Below are 18,325 nucleotides of genomic sequence, written 5' to 3'. Positions count from 1 at the left end.
AACGCGGATGGTTTTCTTAGACTGGGCGAAAAGTCTTGCTAAGCTCTGCTATCATACGATACTGAAGCTATTGCCTCGCAAAACACGGCAAATTAGGGTTCGTCGCACTTCTGTGGCTATACCGTAGCGACGGATGCGGCATTCAGTGCCGTAGGACAGCTCGATTTTCGCAGGCGAATAGCCAATTCCGATTGGTACCTTTTCTCGGCTCCTCTATCCGGTCACGAAAATCATGACACCTAACTTTCGCATTTACTTGCTCCTTGTCGGACTGTTCATTTCCGGCCCCGTCTCAGCGGCTCCCACGAACGTAGTGTTCGTCATCTCAGACGACCAAGGTTATGGCGACCTTGGATGTACGGGAAATCCCATCATCAAAACGCCAAACATCGATCAATTGGCAACGGAAAGCTCTGCTCTGAGCGATTACCATGTTGCCCCAACTTGTTCCCCCACACGTTGTTCGCTCCTAACGGGACACTGGACCAACCGCACTGGGGTCTGGCACACCATCATGGGGCGATCGATGCTGCGAGAGAATGAAGTCACCGTCGGACAAATGTTTGCAGACGCTGGCTATGCAACCGGCATGTTTGGCAAGTGGCATCTTGGTGACAACTATCCGTATCGTCCCGAGGATCGTGGCTTCACCGAGGTCTACCGGCATGGTGGTGGCGGTATCGGGCAAACACCGGACCTGTGGGACAACGCCTACTTTGACGGTTCCTATTATCACAATGGTCAAATCGTTTCTGCGAAGGGCTTTTGCACCGACGTCTTTTTCGAGCAGGCGAACAGTTTCATCCGCAAGTGCGCGCAGCAGCAGAAGCCGTTCTTGGCTTACATTTCCACCAATGCCCCTCACGGGCCACTGCACTGTCCGCCGGAATACATGGATATGTATAAAGGGCAGTCCGACAATATCGCTGCCTTCTACGGGATGGTTACCAATATCGACGACAACGTCGGGAAAACCCGTCAGTTAATCGAAGAGCTAGGAATCGAGCAGGATACGATCTTCATTTTCACCACCGATAACGGCACCGCCAGTGGCGCCAAAATCTACAATGCAGGCATGCGAGCCGGCAAGGGCAGCCCTTACGACGGAGGGCACCGCGTCCCATTCTTTCTCCATTGGCCCGCCGGTGGCATTACCCAGCAACACGACGTCGCGGTGCTGACGCACGCTGTCGACATCGTTCCGACGTTGCTGGAAATGACCGGCGTTAGGAAGCCTCAGGAAGTGAAGTTTGATGGTGTCTCCATCGCCGACTTGTTAGATCCAGCAAAAAGTGTGAAATTTCCTGAGCGGTTTGTCATCAGTGATTCTCAACGCGTACGCGATCCGATCAAATGGCGCAGCTCGGCGGTTATGTCGCAAAAGTATCGACTGATCAATGGCAAAGAGCTCTATGAAATCGCCGTCGACCCCGGGCAAAAAAAGAACATTGCCAAAGCACATCCTGAAGTCGTGGCTGAGATGCGACAGTTTTACGAAACATGGTGGGCCGAACTCCAACCCACTTTTTCACAGACCACTGAAATCTATCTCGGACACCCCCAGCACCCCGTCGTCAGCCTCACCGCACACGATTGGATCCAAGAGGTCTATCCTCCCTGGCATCAAGGCTCCATCCGCGCAGCCGACCGCAAGCAGCCCGACGCTCCGAAACTAACGCACCAGGGACACTGGGCCGTGAAGGCGATCCGAGATGGCAAGTATAAGATTTCACTCCGCCGATGGCCCGTGGAGTCGGGAGCCGCAATCAACGCCTCCCTGCCGGCAGGCAGCAATGTTCCTGGAGCTACCAAGGCCTTCCGCACCACCCCCGGAAACGCCATCCAAGCAACCCACGCGGTGCTTCGCATCGACGGCAAGGATCTCCAACGGAAGCCCATTGAAGCGAACGCGGAAGAGGTCAGCTTCGACACAGAGCTCAAGCAGGGATCGTATCGCCTTGCACCGGTATTCGAGATCCAAGAAGGTGAACTGGGTGCCTACTATGTAACTGTCACGCAGCTTGAATGAGCCGATGACTGCGACGCGCCGTGCTCGGGAGATGATCGAAGGGCTGGCATGAGAAGTGATTACGGCGAGCCACGCTCGTGGCTTGTCGGGTGATGAGTAATTTCAGTTGCAGCAGTGGAGGTAGTTCCACGAATTCCCGCGTAGCACAAATCACCTTTCCTTGCTCACGCTGCAGATAACTATTTCAACAAACGATGCCCAAACCAGACGCCTCCTCAGCACATGTTGGCTAGCATCGATGGTTGAAGCGCGCGCTCGGAATACCGAATGCACAGCTACTCTGCATCCCTCAGTCTTCGGTGAAAGCGGGAATAGTCCAGACGGGTTGCCATCGAGCCAGCCTAGGCACCCGCTAAATACGCTAGGACGCCCCACTCAGGGTGACCGCAGAAGGGCTGCAGCGAATCTTTGCTTGCGAGGTTTTCTGGCAGCTGCACGTACTCGACCAATTGCGCGAGGTGCATTCCCATGCTAACTCAATCTTGCCTCAGCTCGAATCCCATCAAAATAGTTGCGCCATCCCTGATGGGCACGTCCCGCCGCGGCAGCAAAGTGGCTTTCGTTATTCAATGCGCCCTGGCGGATTCCTTCGTAAATCCCCGCAATCACACCTCCCAAAAACTCGCCAAGCTCGGCGACTCGTTCTTCGCGATACTCCGCGACCGACATCGATCGGTACTTCAAATTCAGATCAAAGGCGTAGTTTAGGTACTCGGCCAACTGCTGTTGCCCGATCGCTTCTCCGTGCAGATTGTACGTATTGCCATCGTGTTTTGGATCGGTGAGCAAACACGAATAGGCATAGGCCAACTCGTGACGAGTGGTATAGCCGCATTTTTCGTCGCCCGCACAATTTGCGATTTCGCCACGCTGTCGATAGGTATCGATGTACTCGACATCAGGTTCGATATAGATGCCGTTGCGACCAATCGTCCACTGGAGACCACTATTACGAATATCCTCCTCCGTTTGACGATTGCTTCGTACGATTGGCGAGAACGCGGTGTTCTCTTCAGCCCCCTGGATGCTCGTGTAAACAATCCTACGAACTCCAGCTTGCTTAGCAGCTTCGATGACGTTGCGGTGTTGACCAATGCGTTTGTCAGGCGCATCCATGCCCGAGACAAGGAGCACCGTATCGACATTTGCAAGCGAATTTTCCAATTCGTTGCAAGCCTCGTAGTTGCCGGGGCGCACTTCGACGCCCAGCGCGGCCGCCTTACTCGGCGTCCGCGCAAGCCCGATAACGTTCTCCTTTCCCACGATCTCTCGGGTGGCCTGAATGACTTGTGAACCAAGCTGCCCACTCGCGGCGGTTACTGCAATTTTCGTCATGGAAGCTCTCTTGCTTTCTAAGGTGTGGGGACGTCCCAATCGTCCGAATTTCGTTCACGGCGGCTATTGGAACTTCTATTGCCAGCCTTCGATTACAATCTTGCCGATGGATCGACCGGCTTCCAGGGTAGCATGCGCCGCACGCAGATTCGCGGCGTTGATCGGCGACATCACATCACTCGCTGTAACTTGAATACGGCCAGCGTCGATCCATGCGGCAATACGGTTCAGCAAGCGATGTTGCTCAATCATATCAGGGGTCTGATACATCGAACGTGTGAACATAAACTCCCACGAAAATGTCGCTGCCTTCAACTTCATTCCGCTCTGCTCAAGCGGCTCGTTATTCTCGACGATAGTGACGATATGACCTTGGGGGCGAATTAAATCCACTGCCGCCGGCCAATGGCCATCGGTATCGTTGAATAGGGCAATGTAGTCGACGTACTTCAACCCGATCTTTTCAATCTGCGGTCGCAACGGCTGACGGTGATTGATGACATGGTCGGCACCGAGCCTCTTTACCCACTCAGAAGTTTCCGGTCGCGAGGCGGTGGTGATCACGGTCAACCCAGCGATCTTGGCGAGTTGGATTGCAATGGAGCCAACACCTCCAGCCCCGCCAACAATGAGAATGGTTTCGCCTGCGTTCCCACCATCAATATCGATGCCAAGCCGTTCGAAGAATGCTTCGTAGGCCGTGATTGAAGTCAATGGAAAGGCAGCAGCCTGCGCAAAGCCCTGCGATGCGGGCTTGCTTCCAACGATTCGCTCGTCAATCAAATGGAATTCACAATTTGCACCTTGCCGGGTGATATCGCCGGCGTAAAACACTTCGTCCCCTGGCTTGAACAACGTAACCTCTGGGCCCACTGCTTCGACAACTCCCGCCGCGTCCCAGCCCAGTACTTTAGGGGGCGTTTCGACAGTATTCCTATTCCCGTCATTCGGTTCCCTAACTTTGTAGTCCACCGGATTGACCGCAATCGCTTTGACCGCGACCAACAAATCGCGTCCGATTGGATGTGGCTTTTTCAGCTCGATGTCGATTAACGAGTTCGGATCGTCGATTGGTAGGTAGTGCGTAAGTGCCACGGCTTTCATAGACTCTTTCCTTGATGGGTTGGAGGGCGATTGCAGCGGCTCGTGCTACGGACAGGTCTTATCCACGTTGCCAACACACGAGGCATACGTTTGATCCTCGAAGCTGTCGCCTACTTCCGAAGCAAGGCACACCTCCTGAACAGCTTAGGGATCAGCTCGGACTCACTCATCGTTTGAACTCAAGATAAGGTGGTGATTTTGATTCCGCCACGTTCGCACTTTGTCCATGAAATGCGAGCGCTGAGTTGGGTCTCCAACTGCATAGCTATTAAGTGAAGCAAGCTTCGTACCGGAGCAAGATCATTCCGCCGGCAACTAATCCCTCAATCCGGGAATTTCAGATGAACGCCTGCGAAGTGCAAGAAAATCTTGACAAGCCTTTTTGTTCCTCGACAACTTTTTGTTCCTCGACAAGTAGTGCAACTGCACTCGCCAACTGCTCTCGAGTCCGAGCAACGTGTTACCGGTTTGCGTTCGTGCGTTCAGCATCTATAGGGTAACGGAATTTCAACACGCGTCCAACGCAGCCACTGAATATCCTAAAAAGCCTATTTCGTCAGCCGTATTGGAGGAGAATACCGCAGCGAATATCTCCTAGGGCCCAGAGTTTTCCAATCCGATGAGTTGCACACCATGCCCATAGCGTGGCACGCGAGCGTCGGTGCTGGTACGATGCCAGTTGCCCCAAAATTCATCGAGATGCAACCTGCCGCACCCAACGATATCCACTCTGATCAGGGTTTTGCGAGTGGCTGCTGTTCGATTCAAACGGTTTAACAGTTGTCAGGATTAGTAAGGAACCAAACATGACCGGATGGGAAGCAAAGATCGTCGTGGTTGCAATCGGACTCTCGATTTGCGCAACCCATGGGTTGGCGGAAAACAAGTCCGACAAAGACGTAGCGTATGGTACCCACGAGCGACATGTCCTGGATGTCTATTGGAACACAGATTACAAGAACGCGCCCATCGTTTTCACGATTCATGGCGGCGGGTTCACGAACGGTAACAAGAGCTACTGCAGCAAAAACATTCAAAATTTCTATAGGGAAAAAGGCTGCATCGTCGTCTCGCCGAACTACCGCTTGAGGAAGGAAGGCACGCCAATCACCATCGCAGACTGCACCATCGATGTGGCCATGGCTGTCGCTTACATGCAGGCCAACGCTGAGAAGTATGGCGGCGATCCCGAGAAGATCGTCTCAACCGGATCCTCTGCCGGGGGCTACCTAAGCGCCCAAATCGCCTATCGCAAACAATGGAACTGGCCCTCCGATGCCATGCACCAACCCGAGGTGCTGAATGTTATCGCCTGGTTCGGGGATTCTCCCTACTTGCCCCCTTACGTCATCCAGCAAGTCGCCGCCAATGATGCGCCTGGCTTCATCATGTACGGCGGCGACGACGAGCATCCTTCCACTCCAGCTCAACAGGGCCATGATATGCAGGCCAAGCTCAAGAGTAAGCAGATCTGGAATAAAATGGTGTACGTCGATGCTATGGGACACGTGCCAGCCCAACGTATCCTCTATAGCCCCACCTCACGAGACCAGGAAACCTACGAGGCCTTCAACGAGTTCCTCGACATGGTGTGCTATGGCAAAGGAGAGCCCCAAGGCGGCGATGTGATCGAAGTAGGCAAGTGAACTTGGAAAGACACCCGGCTGATTCAAACGTGGTAATCACGACAGCCACGGCATTGCGGCAGTAACCTCACAGGTCAACACATGCAAACAGCCTCTCAGTTCCGCCGCTTGCAAAATCTCGCCTGAATCAGACAAGTTCTCTCTCGAAGTGAAAGACATCCCGCCGCAGGCCTTTCAGGACGACAGTCATCCGATGTGGGTTGCGAGTGGTGCGCGTAAGCGCAGCTTCCCCCCTGCGCAGGATTATCTGGTCAAGGGATCGGGACTGGACGAACCTGTCATGGGCGGCCTCTACCGCCCCCCCTGTTGTCTATCAGCGACCAGTCTGACTGGTTGGCCGCCAGCTAGAGTGGAGCGGCCTCGCTTTGCCCCCTTGGAAATCGCTCCACGAAGCGTCTCGGAGCAATTCAGGTAATTCTCTGGGACACTAACGATGGACTCGCTCGCTGGCCCCAGCATGCACGCTTGTCACGGCATACTCGGCCTATTCTCAAAAGTCACCGGGACAGACAAAGTACCAAGCATGTAAGCGCGACCTCCGAGCTTGTCGCATTCTCACCGTACTTCGGCGCGACGCGTCCCTTGGGTTTGCAGCCTCACGGCATAAAACTTGCTTAACAGTTTCGGTGCAAGCGCATCGAGCACTGGTAACCGTTGAATGCTGAGTACTGGAAAACTATGAGCCTCCCTCTCTCTGACCGATGCCTCTTTCGCCCCCTGGTTGGGTTCTTGACGTTAGTTTGGGTAGCTTTCATTTCCTCGTCTATCTTGTTTGCGCAGGAAAAGACAGCGGGCGAGGTGGCTGCGAGTCCGCCGTTGGGCCAGGAGGAGAGCCCTGAAGCCCCCAGTAAGGTCGATGTCAAGCCAATCGCCCGTGACGATGAAATAGCGCTGCGGCTTACCAGTATCCTCGATTCGACCCAATACTTCGGCTCTCCGGCTGTGGCGGTGGAAAACGGCGTTGTGTTCCTGTCAGGCGTGGCGGCAAAACCCGATTACAAGACGTGGGCGGGCGATCTGGCCCGGAATACACAAGACGTTGCTGCCGTAGTAAATCGCATGACGGTTGCCGAAAAATCGATTTGGGACTTCAGCGCGGCCTTTGGTGAACTGCGGAACTTCCAAACCTCAGCCGTTCAGGCAATCCCCCTCCTCATTTTTGGACTCGTCGTTCTCCTCCTCGCTTGGTTGATTGCCAAGCTTACTAGCTTAGCGGCAGGCAGTCTTTTGGTTGGGAGTGTTCCTAACAAGCTGCTGCGGTGGGTCATCTCGAAAGCAATCATGCTACCGATATTGATCTTTGGCATCTATCTCGTGCTGCGAATCTCAGGGCTCACTCAATTGGCGCTCACCGTGCTCGGTGGGACTGGGCTGATCGGTCTGGTGATTGGTATCGCATTTCAGGACATCGCCGAAAACTTTCTGGCCAGCATCCTCATCAGCATTCAAAAACCCTTCCGCATCGGCGATCAGATCGAAGTTGCCGGGCACGAGGGAATCGTGCGCCGTGTCACCACGCGTGGCACCACGCTGATGTCTCTGGATGGAAATCTCATACAAATTCCAAATTCTCAGGTCTACAAATCGTTAATTGTCAATTTCACTGCAAACCCAACACGCAGAGTGAGTTTCGATGTCGGAGTCGGCTATGACGATTCGGCCTCCAAAGCTCAACAAACCATTCTCGATAAGATCAAGCAGCATCCATCGATTCTAGAGGAACCACCCGCCAAAGTATTAATCGACTCGTTAGCTGCTGCTACCGTTAACCTCCGCGTCCTGTTCTGGATCGATGGTGAGAAGAACGATTGGCTTTCTGTTCGCTCGTCCGTCATGCGACTTGTGAAACAATCACTCCAGTTGGAAGGGATTTCCCTACCCGATGAAGCGCGGGAAGTGATCTTCCCCAAGGGTGTGCCGGTGCTAATGAGCCCCAACGGAATTGCAAGCAGTGGCACCGAGCCTGAGAATCCGAGCTCAACTCACTCAACAACAGAAAGTAGCCACCCGTTCAATCCTAAACCACTGCCTCCGCGCGACCAACCTGACGAGCCAGTTGTCAGCGAGGCGGAGGGGGACATGAAGAGCGAAGTCGCAGATCTACAGCGACAAGCCGACAACTCCTGGCTTCCAGGCGCAGAGGTTGAGAGTTTAGTGAGTGAGTAAGACGCGACACAGGACCCATGGACTAAGTGCTGCCTCGTTGAGGCGCAGAATGATACTAGCCCTTCCAGAGAAAGACGAATCATGCAGTTGCTAACCGCACAATGTCCCTACTGCGGACGAGATGTTGAAACGACCATCGCTCACACCGCAGAACCGATCATCTGCCCCAAATGCGAAAAGCCGTTTGAGATGGAGATCCCAACTGCAGAGGTAACGTCGGTTCGCGAAGTCGAAGCGGACGAAACTCAGAAAATCATCGCTACCGAACCTGAGGAGCGCACACTATTTCGCGTACATCCAGTTGTGTTCCGCGCTCGCCCGCTGGGATCCATGGTTGTATTGATGGTTACAGTGGCAGCGATCTATGGGCTGTGGCGCTCGCTCGCCGGGGACGCTCCCTCTAGGGAGCCAGAGTTGCTCGGCTCAACCACACTTGCGTCGATCGACTGGCTGCTCTGGATTTCAGTAGCGGGGTTGATTGCGGTGGCCGGCATCCTGTTCTACTGGTTCACGCTCAGCTATTCGACGACGCTTACGATTACCGACAGCCGTACGATTTACAAGCAAGGAATCCTCAGTCGCGACGCCTCGGAGGTTCAGCACGACGATGTTCGCAATATCCAATTGGATCAATCACTTTTCCAGAGGCTCATGCGCATCGGCCAAATTGGCATTTCAAGCTCAGGGCAGGACGATCTTGAAATCGTCGCATCGCGTATATCTAGCCCAGGGTTGATTGTGGAAACGATTCGCCAGAACCAACGCAGTTAGACGCCGCCTGGATCATCAACTCCACCGCCAGCCCACGCGAAAGCTATGTTTCGCTGTGGGAGACAACTACGACGGTTGGACTGCACAGACTCAGTAGACGATTCTAAACACGGTCAAGCAGTATCCATTGACGTTGGCGGCGAGGAACATTCAACGGAGATGCTGCACACTCGGCCTCTCACTGAGGACGGCCACGGCCACGACTCCGAGAAGATCCGGCTGAGGTTCGCTCCGCATTTTCCGGTGGCGTGGTTGGACGAGGCAGCGCGACCACACGAAGACTCTCGTGATCCGTGTAGACATGGCCATCCATGTCGGTTGTTTCGACTTCCACCATATGAGTGCCTACTGGCAGAACTGCTGGCAGGAAAGCCCGCCACAGGTGATCCGTGATGGATGGTCCTGGGAGCGGAGTACCAGGTAATGGAAAAGGCCCTGCTTCCAGCTTCTTCATGTCGGTGTAGAACGGATCAACTCCGTCGACACGTTCCATGGGTTTCCATTCCCCGTCAGGCAGAATTCGCATTCGTGTAGTCGACTTTTCCGAACCGTTAAAGACGTTCACAACAACAGCCGTAGTTATTGCATCTATCGTGGCAATTTCCTGCGGCAAATAGATGTTCATTTGGTGGTTTTCTGGACGCCGTGCTGCTCGGAACTCTAAATCATAGTCCGTTCCATCAAAGGAAATAATTGAGTACCCATTCGGCCCCCCATCACTCATCGTTGCATTCGGAATCCCAAGTTCGTCTGGGGTTCCTCGCCACCAACTACCACAAACAGTGACATTTACCAAATGGTGGTGCGGCTCTGGTCCCATCCAACCATCTTCCTGGCCAATGAAGCGATGCCTGAGATAGTGGGTATGGGCTGACATGGACATGGCGAATGGACGCTGCTCAATCAAACGGTACAATTCCTGGCGATCCTCGACGTCGACCAAAGGTATATGCATCATCAGAACAACCAATTGATCTTCTGGAATCATCTTCAGATCATTGCGAATGAACTCCATTTGAGCCTCACCCAAGCCGCCGGTGTAATTACCGCGACGTCCTTCTTCAGGTCCGTGCCACATCACGTCGTCGAGTGCCAGAAAATGGACAGTCCCATAGTCGAACGAATAGTAGCTCGGTCCATAATGGCTTTCAAAGGTTTCGTCTGAGTGCCTGTCGTCCGCCGCGTCTAGATTGATGTCGTGATTTCCAATCACGTTGAACCAGGGAATACCGATTAAGGCAACTGCTTGATTGTGCGGACCAAAAACGCTCAAATCGTTGAAAACGATATCGCCTAGCGTCACACCTAGCGAGGCACCGTGTGCATTCTCAGCCACCACCTGTTCGACAATGTCATGCGCCATGTACTCAACTTCTTGAACGTTGCGTGGCTGCGTGTCACCAAACAACAACGCCTTGAACTGCGAGGGTTCTTCGTTGGATTGAAGCGCAAAATCAACCGACTCAGGTAATGCTCCTGTCGGAGATACACCAGGAAACGCACTTGCAGGTGATCCAGCCGGCTTGTGGATGTAATAGAACTGCGGCAAGTTGAGTTCGTTAAGCGGAGAGATGAAGCCACGTGGCTTGATGACGAACACAATTGTATCCTCATCCACGCCAATTTCGTACCGACCTTCGGCATCAGTGGTGACAATGTCTCGACCGTTCGAAACTTTGATGCCTTCCAACCCCACTTCGCCTGCCTCACGCGTTTGGTTACCGTTGAGGTCGTGGTACACGTACCCGGTAGCATGCTCGTGTGGATCACTACTCGCGGCCCCTCCCGTTCGCAATTGCGGCTCATGTGCATGCAACGCAGGTAAATCTCCCGCTGCACTAAGACCTCCAGCAATCGTCAAGCATCGAAGCCAACCTGTCAGACTCATCGCATTTACTCGTTGAAAAGGCATGTTAGTTTTTCCCAAGGCCTCAAGATTGTGTTTCAATCCCATCCAATCTCGAGTTGTTCCGCAATAGAACGTTGATAATGGACTTCCACTCGTTACAAAATTCGCGCGAGTGGTACAAAAAAGTTGAATTCCAAACGATAGCTGGCTCCCATCATTCAGCGGTTTTCTAGCAAAACGGACCATGGACGAGAGGTCCAGGTCTCGCTTCTGCCGCCAAGCTCCAGCGAAACTCCGAATGAACGCTATTGACTATCGACTGCTGCGCGCCCCAAGTCGGGGAAGTCGGTGAAGAACCCATCGACCTTCAGCTCGTTGAGCAACATGTCATGCAGGCTGGCGACATCGTCACACCAGCTTGGCAAGCCGTCCTTGCGGACCGTGTAAGGGTGCACGACTAAGCCTGCCGCATGCGCTGCCTCGACAAATCCATTCGACTTGACCTTGCCATCTTCCAGAGTGACGAGCAATGGGATCGACGGGCCGATTCCATCCGCATATTTAGCGATTTCGCTTAACTCCGCTTCTAAGGTAGCCATTCGATCGGCGCTCGATGCGGCTCCGGGCAACAACCCAAGTGGTCGCCCACCAAGCAGCTGCACCAGTGGGAATTCGCAATGATGGGTATCCCGCAAGTATTGCAATTCGCCTGGCTCGAAACATTGGATGAAGCACAAATTTCGCAGATCTGTCAACTCTTTCTGATTTAGGACTTCCATCAGTTTGTCAGCCATGTGTGCGCCAAACTCCTTCAGGTGCCAACTAGGCGACTTCAGTTCGATGTGAAAGCCAACCCTCTTGCCTAAAGTTTGATTGAGCCCTGTAACAAGGGCGATTTCATCCTCTAGACGCATAATGCGACTCGCCGTCGCATTGGGGAAACGGAGGCTTCCACCGCGACTTTTCAGCGTGCGTTCACGCAAGGAAACGTTGCTCAGCTCCGGCCAATCGAAATCAGCGTAGTAGAAATGCCCATCTTCACGAGCTCGATTCGGATAGATTTCACCCACGTTGGTCGTCGCATCCATCGTGATGTCGTGGCTAATGACCATAACTCGGTCGCGGGTCAATACCACATCTTGTTCGACAACGTCCGCTCCTTGAGCGATGGCCAGCACCTTAGCACCCTCGGAATGTTCAGGCAGATAGCCACTCGCCCCTCGGTGGGCGATCACCAGAACGTTGGATTGCAAGTCAGCCCCATTGCCCGACAGTCCTTCCCCTTCCTCTTCCTCTTCCTCTTCCTCTTCCTCTTCCTCTTCAAGCTCAACCTCGGCGTCGTCGTCGTCGTCAGCACTCAAGAAAACAAATGCAGATCGCACGGGAGCTGGCATGGGAGAATCGGCACCTCGCACACTACGCCAGACGATGTCACCGAACAACAAGTCATCGGCGGCGTCCTCAGTGCTGAGGTCGAGTTGTTCGGAAACTTTCGCGCCCCATGCATCCGCCAAATTGGTTGCAGCCAAGTCAACTTGCGCAGGCAGCGCTTCGTAGGCCGTTAAGTCCGGTTCAGAGTGGAACGCCGCATACATTGGCGTAGCCGCAGCATCGAACTGCGTCATCGGATCGAGCCCCAGAATCAACTCCATCGTCCGCAACATGCTCGAGGTCGAGTACATGGTTGAATCCAAACCACTCCCACGCGTATAGGGACTGATGGCTAAAGCTACCGTGCGGTGTGCATCGACGTGGTCGGAACCGTTTTGTGCGTCATCTTGAACAACAAAGATAGCAGTCTTCGCCCAAGCCTCACTCGTCGACACCGCCTCGACGATCATACCAAGAGCGACATCATTATCGGCGACCATGGCCGTCGGAGTAGGTTTCCCGACCCGTGTTCCGTAGGTGTGATCATTCGGCAGTCGCAAGACAATGAGACCAGGTAAATTATCTTCGGTCTCGAATTGCTTCCATCGCTCGATAAACCGCTCAGCCCGCATGACGTCGGTATAGTCCAAGTCATACGATCGAAACATTGGATCGAAGTGCCCTTGCAAAGCTTCGATGTTAGTGGTGCAAGGATCCGCAGGGGTCCGCCCGTTGTCAACGAATTCTCCAAAGCTGAAATAGCCGACGCCACGTTCGGCACATCGATCCCACAGATATCCGCTCGACGGTTCTGCAATTTTGAACTTTCCTTCCGAGGGGTAAGTCAACTTTTTGCGACCACCTCGGTAGCTGATTGGCCATGTTTTTTCGACAAAATCGGTGGCGTAGGCTGCCATGGTCCACTCGTGCCCATCAGCACTCACTTCGCTTTCCACATAAAAATTGTCTAATTGAACATATTGCCGCGCCAGAGCATGATGATTGGGCGTGACAGATTCCGGAAAGATGCATAGGCTCGGATCACCGTTTCCAGTAGACATATCTCCCAAGACCTGATCGTAGGTCCGATTCTCTTTAATGACATAGATGCAGTGCTCAATGGGACTAACCATCCCTGGTTTGCTAGGAATAGGGTGATTTTCTGATATTTGAAAATTGCGTCCCTTCGCGTCCTCTAAGGGACAACAAGCAAACGCCAGACGTGTCATTTCGGACATCTCTGCTGGTGAAGGTGACGGGATGAACGAAAGTGTTCCCTGAAGCAACCCTCCTATATACTCGCGAACGGTCTTGTCTGCCGTAATGTTTGGATTGGCTCCATGGACATTGGAACGCGAGGTCAGCCCTTTTCCGTTGGCGACAAGAATGGTCCGTCCGTCGTGGGAAAAGCGGACCGAGGTTGGGTACCAACCCACCGGAATAAACCCAAGGGACTTGGATTGCCCACGTTGGCTGATGTCGAACACGGCCAGATTGTTGTTGTCCGAGTTCGCTGCGACCAAAACCCGCCCGTCTGGCGAAACGGCAAGGCTAGCCGGTGTGCTGCCGTTGGGGGCATGGGGAAAGAGTGCGGTTTGGATGACCTCCAACTGCTTTCCGTTCTGCGTATCTATTACGGTAATGCTATTTTGGTCTGAGCAGGCGACCAGTAGCAGAGCGCCCTTGTCAAGCAGTCGCATCTCGGTTGGGTGACTCTGAGTTGCGAAACGCTGCATGACTTGGCCTGGATTCAAGTCAATGTGAGCCACACTCGAACTACCCCACAAGCTAACAAACGCACTTTTGGATTCCACGTCGAGACAAATCGCATAGGGGTACGCTTCTGCCCCTAGGTCGACTCGGCTCTTGGTTTCTCCGGAAACAGCATCAACGATTCGGACTTCATTAGCCAGCAGGCCGCAGACGACCAGTTCTCGATCGTCGACGCTCCACTCAACACCCGCGACTACAAACTTTTCCTTGGCCGGTACAACCTGAATGGTCCGCCCTGCTGCTAGAAAGCCCTCGGCGAATGGGAACACATAAACGCATTCGTCCTCCCCACCGCTGACGGCCAACTGCGCTCCGTCACTGGAAAAGGCCAATCCGTAGAACGCCTGAGGCACCTGCGTCGTAGAGCGGACCGTTTGCGTTTCCAAGTCCACAATTCGGATTTCATGAGCGCCGTAACCACAGTGCAAGACAGCCACATACTTGCCATCCGGCGAAACACGCAGCATGGCCGGAAAGTCCCCCATTGGAACGTGCTCGCCCTGCGCTTTTAGCGACCAACCGTTCGGCAACAGAGTCGTCGCGTTGGGCTGCAAGCCAGGCAAACCGAGCCGATTGGTTGCCGGAAGGGGGGAGGAAGGAGGCTGCGAATGCAGGGAAGCCATAGGCAGGAGGTAGAGGGCCATCATACCCCAGCAAGCCATTGCGGAGAGCCGACAAATCACGAGGTTTTTCCTTTGCGCGGAGTGCTCAAGAAACGAGGCATTCCTTGGGATGCTACAAGACCATAATTCAGAGCCTATTTTAGACGTCCCAGCACACCCACGTTACTCCTCGTTGGTTAAGACCCAATGAAATCCGGCGTCGGAATGTCCCAAACAGTCTCGGCGTAAATCTGGAAGGCTAGCTCCCCTCCAGCCGACGAAGGTGTTTGATCAACCAACGGCACTCGCGGACCACGGCCTCCGCAGTGCTTCCCTGGACCAAGAGTCGATTCGCAATCTAAGTATGAACCAATAGAAACTGAACACATCTTGTTCATTTCGATGGAAACGATTTGTCCACAGGATTCACTGCAGCACGTTGCCTCACTGCTCTTCCAACAACCGCAGCTCCATTGCCCCCGATTCTACATCGGTACACCGATTGCTTTGGCTATAGGCCTGGCACGAGATAGCGGTTGTCTCGACCTCAGCTCCTCGGCTTGCTCAGTCTAGCTGCAGGCCATTTTCGACGAGATGTGCGGTGTCCAATTTGTTGGTAGAATCGTCGGCTGGAAAACGAATAGATCAGGCAGCGGAAATTCCGGGAGAAATCCCCACTCGCTTTCCTGGCGGGCGTGCGGCTTGTTCCCAAGACTCCTCGTCCATCAACATCCCTCGCATGGATCAGTTTTGGCGCATGTCCAACCGAGTTTCAGCCCTGTCCTCGATCTTGCGGTCGCCCGCGCGGATTCTGGGCATCGTGCTGTTGCTAATGTTCATCGCAGAGGTTGGCGTGATGTTCGTGCTGCCCCATGTGATGCTAGACTTTTTCGGCGAAACCGGTATGGCGGTCCTAGACGCCGTGCTACTGACCCTGGTATGCGCTCCAGTGTTATGGTGGGTGATCATTGGGCCACTTCGACGAATCGCAATCCAAGAACACGGACGCAGCGAAACAATCGTGGCCAACGCCAGTGAAGGCATCGTCACCTTCAACCATCAAGGAGTGATCCTGTCGTGCAATCGAGCTACCACCGATTTGCTTTCAACGGATCTCGACGAGCTGTTAGGAAAAACGGCTGGAACGTTCCTCAATGGACTGCCTCCCGTGTTGGATGCGTTGCCAGCCTCGTTTCGTCTGACGGCCAAACGCTCGGACGGCAGCCACTTTCCTGTCGAAGTGTCAGTCAGTGAATACCCATCCGAATCAAAGCCCCTGCGCATCGCGATCATTCGAGATCTAACCGCCGCCGAGCAGGCTGAAGCCGAACGCGTAATGATGGCTCGCGAGACAGAAGCGTTGCGGGCACAACAAATGACGACACTCGCTCAGTTGGCAACTGGTGTCGCACATGAGATTCGCAATCCGCTGACGTCGATCAAAATGTTGATTCAGGTTAACCGCAGCAAATTTGCCGACGAAGGTTTTCCGACCGATGATCTTCAATTGGTCGAACAAGAAATTCGACGCATGGAACGCAGTGTCAACAGTCTGCTGGAATTCGCTCGTCCCGAGCAGGGCGTACAATCGGTGTTTCCCATCCAAAACGTAATTCGAAAAACAGTTCAATTGATCGAAGGTCGTTGCGGACAGCAAGCGGTCAAACTCGTTATCGAATGCAAAGACAATCCGATCATGATTGCGGGGGATGCCTCACAAATCCAACAATTGCTCTTGAATCTTGCCCTCAATGCACTCGACGCCATGCCCGACGGAGGCGAAGTGACAATCAGTGTGGTCACAATCGACGACCAACTTGAATTATCGGTGGTAGACAACGGCGAAGGAATTAGTGACGACATGCTGGCCAAGCTGTTCACTCCATTCTCGACCACCAAAGCCTCCGGCGTAGGCCTAGGACTGGGCATCTGCAGACGGATCGCCGACGCGCACGGCGGAACATTGACGGGACAAAACCGAGCTTCCGGAGGGGCCGTATTCTGCCTAACTCTACCATTAGTCGATCCATCGGCCATTGGTACCGATGATATCCCCGTACGTGAGGCGTCATGCAAACCCTACTAGTCATTGATGACGAAGCGTCCATATGCAGAGCATTCGAGCGAGCCTTTACCAGCGAAAGCGTCACAGTTCTCACGGCCAAAAGCGGTGCCGAAGGTGAGCGATTGTTTGCCGAGGCGAATCCGGATGTCGTGATACTCGACCTAAGTCTTCCGGACACGAGTGGGCTGGAGTTGTTCAAACGCCTGCTCAAACTCGATTCGCGAGTTCCATTCATCTTCATCACCGGCCATGGGACGGTTCAGTCCGCCATCGAGGCGACCAAACTGGGGGCCTACGACTACCTATTTAAGCCGCTCGAGCTTGACGAGATTCGAATGCTACTTAACAAAGCATTCAATCTCAGCCGGATGGTCCGCGTTCAACCGGTCCTCGCGGAATCCGACGCTGACGAAGTGTCTACCGGCGATGCGATTGTCGGGCGCTGCAATGCGATGAAGGAAGTCTATAAAGCGATTGGTCGGGTGGCTTCGCAAAACTTGACGGTACTGTTGCTCGGCGAGAGCGGAACTGGCAAGGAAGTAGTTGCCCAAGCCATCTATCACCACAGTGCCCGTTCCACCAAACCGTTTCAAGCGATCAACTGCGCCGCAATCCCTGACGCGTTATTGGAAAGTGAAATCTTCGGCCATGAGAAGGGAGCCTTTACCGACGCCTATCGACAACGAATCGGGAAACTTGAACAGGCCGACGGTGGCACGTTGTTCCTGGATGAAGTTGGCGACATGTCGCCGATGACCCAGGCGAAGTTGCTGCGAGTCCTGCAGGACCAAACGTTCGAACGCGTCGGAGGCAACACACCGATCCAGGTCGATGTGCGGATCATCGCGGCAACCAATCACGATCTCAAGCAACTCGTCTCCGAGGGACTCTTTCGATCCGATCTGTATTTTCGGCTCAGCGTGGTTACCATCCACCTGCCGCCATTGCGGGACCGCGAGGACGATCTACGTGTATTGGCGGAGTACTTTCTGCGCAAATACAGCAATGAGTTCGGCAAAAACATTCGCACAATTGTGCCAGAAACACTTGAAGTACTGGGAAGCTACCACTGGCCGGGCAATGTGCGTGAACTCGAAAGTGTCATGAAACAATCCTTGCTGACCGCCCGCGGCAACATCTTGCTGCCAGATTTCCTGCCCCCCCTGGGGGACGTCCACGATCATCCGCAGTCACCGAGCGATCCTCAGTTCCTTGCCGAACGATTCGTTGCCGAACGGCTCGAGGCCGGTACGGACAACCTATATTCCGAAGCCATCTCAATTGCAGAACGGCAACTGCTCCGTTTAGTGCTCACCCATACCAGCGGTAATCAACTCAAAGCCGCGACGTTTCTAGGAATTAGCCGAGTTACTCTGCGCAGTAAGCTCAAGTCCCTTGGCATCGAAGCAAGCGATTTCAGTTCGCCGCATTGATTTCCGCGAGCAATGTTTCCTGCGAATTGTCGGCCGCAAGCGATTCCCCACCTACCCTGGTTCGTTCGTCTGTTGCACGAACTTCTCGTCGAAGTCTCGTTCCACGGCTTTACGGTCGTCCATTCGATCAGGTCGATCCGACGCGAAATCAGCTCCCCCCAGTCTCGCGGCGAATCAAGCA

10 protein-coding genes are annotated in these 18,325 nt (G+C 53.9%); 6 read left to right on the top strand and 4 right to left on the bottom strand.

The genetic code is table 11. The features are described from left to right. Window positions 1-232: 232 nt before the first annotated feature. Window positions 233-2,029: an arylsulfatase gene (locus tag Q31a_RS07045; RefSeq protein ID WP_145075977.1), complete on the top strand. Its 1,797-nt coding sequence runs from the start codon at window positions 233-235 to the stop codon at window positions 2,027-2,029. 471 nt (window positions 2,030-2,500) lie between these two features. Here Q31a_RS07045 and Q31a_RS07035 read toward each other — a convergent pair whose 3' ends face one another. Together Q31a_RS07035 and Q31a_RS07030 are read right to left on the bottom strand one after the other, a co-directional pair. Beyond that, entirely contained in the window at window positions 2,501-3,364 is an 864-nt protein-coding gene (locus tag Q31a_RS07035) for an SDR family oxidoreductase (protein WP_231691097.1), read from the bottom strand. A gap of 75 nt (window positions 3,365-3,439) precedes the next feature. Continuing rightward, on the bottom strand, window positions 3,440-4,468 hold the full coding sequence (locus Q31a_RS07030; RefSeq protein ID WP_145075974.1) for a zinc-binding alcohol dehydrogenase family protein: 1,029 nt from the start codon (window positions 4,466-4,468) through the stop codon (window positions 3,440-3,442). An 806-nt stretch (window positions 4,469-5,274) separates the two neighbouring features. Here Q31a_RS07030 and Q31a_RS07025 point away from each other — a divergent pair. The 3 genes from Q31a_RS07025 (at window position 5,275) to Q31a_RS07015 (ending at window position 9,051) form a co-directional block, all read left to right on the top strand. Then, window positions 5,275-6,114, top strand: coding sequence for an alpha/beta hydrolase (locus Q31a_RS07025; RefSeq protein WP_145075971.1), 840 nt, complete (start codon window positions 5,275-5,277; stop codon window positions 6,112-6,114). Window positions 6,115-6,792: 678 nt separating this feature from the next. Next, window positions 6,793-8,280: a mechanosensitive ion channel family protein gene (locus Q31a_RS07020; RefSeq protein WP_145075968.1), complete on the top strand. Its 1,488-nt coding sequence runs from the start codon at window positions 6,793-6,795 to the stop codon at window positions 8,278-8,280. Between the two features lie 81 nt (window positions 8,281-8,361). Continuing rightward, window positions 8,362-9,051, top strand: coding sequence for a PH domain-containing protein (locus tag Q31a_RS07015; RefSeq protein ID WP_145075965.1), 690 nt, complete (start codon window positions 8,362-8,364; stop codon window positions 9,049-9,051). A 178-nt stretch (window positions 9,052-9,229) separates the two neighbouring features. Here Q31a_RS07015 and Q31a_RS07010 read toward each other — a convergent pair whose 3' ends face one another. Continuing rightward, window positions 9,230-10,963 carry a calcineurin-like phosphoesterase C-terminal domain-containing protein gene (locus tag Q31a_RS07010; RefSeq protein WP_197356373.1) on the bottom strand — a complete coding sequence of 578 codons (1,734 nt, stop codon included), beginning with the start codon at window positions 10,961-10,963 and terminating at the stop codon, window positions 9,230-9,232. Window positions 10,964-11,205: 242 nt separating this feature from the next. Further along, window positions 11,206-14,691, bottom strand: coding sequence for a glycerophosphodiester phosphodiesterase (gene glpQ / locus Q31a_RS07005; RefSeq protein WP_145075962.1), 3,486 nt, complete (start codon window positions 14,689-14,691; stop codon window positions 11,206-11,208). A gap of 556 nt (window positions 14,692-15,247) precedes the next feature. On the opposite strand from glpQ, the gene Q31a_RS07000 reads away from it, so the two are divergent. Both Q31a_RS07000 and Q31a_RS06995 read left to right on the top strand, forming a co-directional pair. After that, window positions 15,248-16,732: a sensor histidine kinase gene (locus Q31a_RS07000; RefSeq protein ID WP_145075959.1), complete on the top strand. Its 1,485-nt coding sequence runs from the start codon at window positions 15,248-15,250 to the stop codon at window positions 16,730-16,732. After that, window positions 16,717-18,144 (top strand): sigma-54-dependent transcriptional regulator, encoded by a 1,428-nt coding sequence (locus tag Q31a_RS06995; protein WP_145075956.1) that lies wholly within the window; start codon window positions 16,717-16,719, stop codon window positions 18,142-18,144. Before Q31a_RS07000 ends, Q31a_RS06995 begins: the two co-directional genes overlap by 16 nt. The last annotated feature ends 181 nt before the right edge of the window (window positions 18,145-18,325 follow it).

The sequence above is a fragment of the Aureliella helgolandensis genome, assembly GCF_007752135.1.
GTDB lineage: Bacteria > Planctomycetota > Planctomycetia > Pirellulales > Pirellulaceae > Aureliella > Aureliella helgolandensis.
This window is presented reverse-complemented; position numbering and strand designations above follow the sequence as displayed.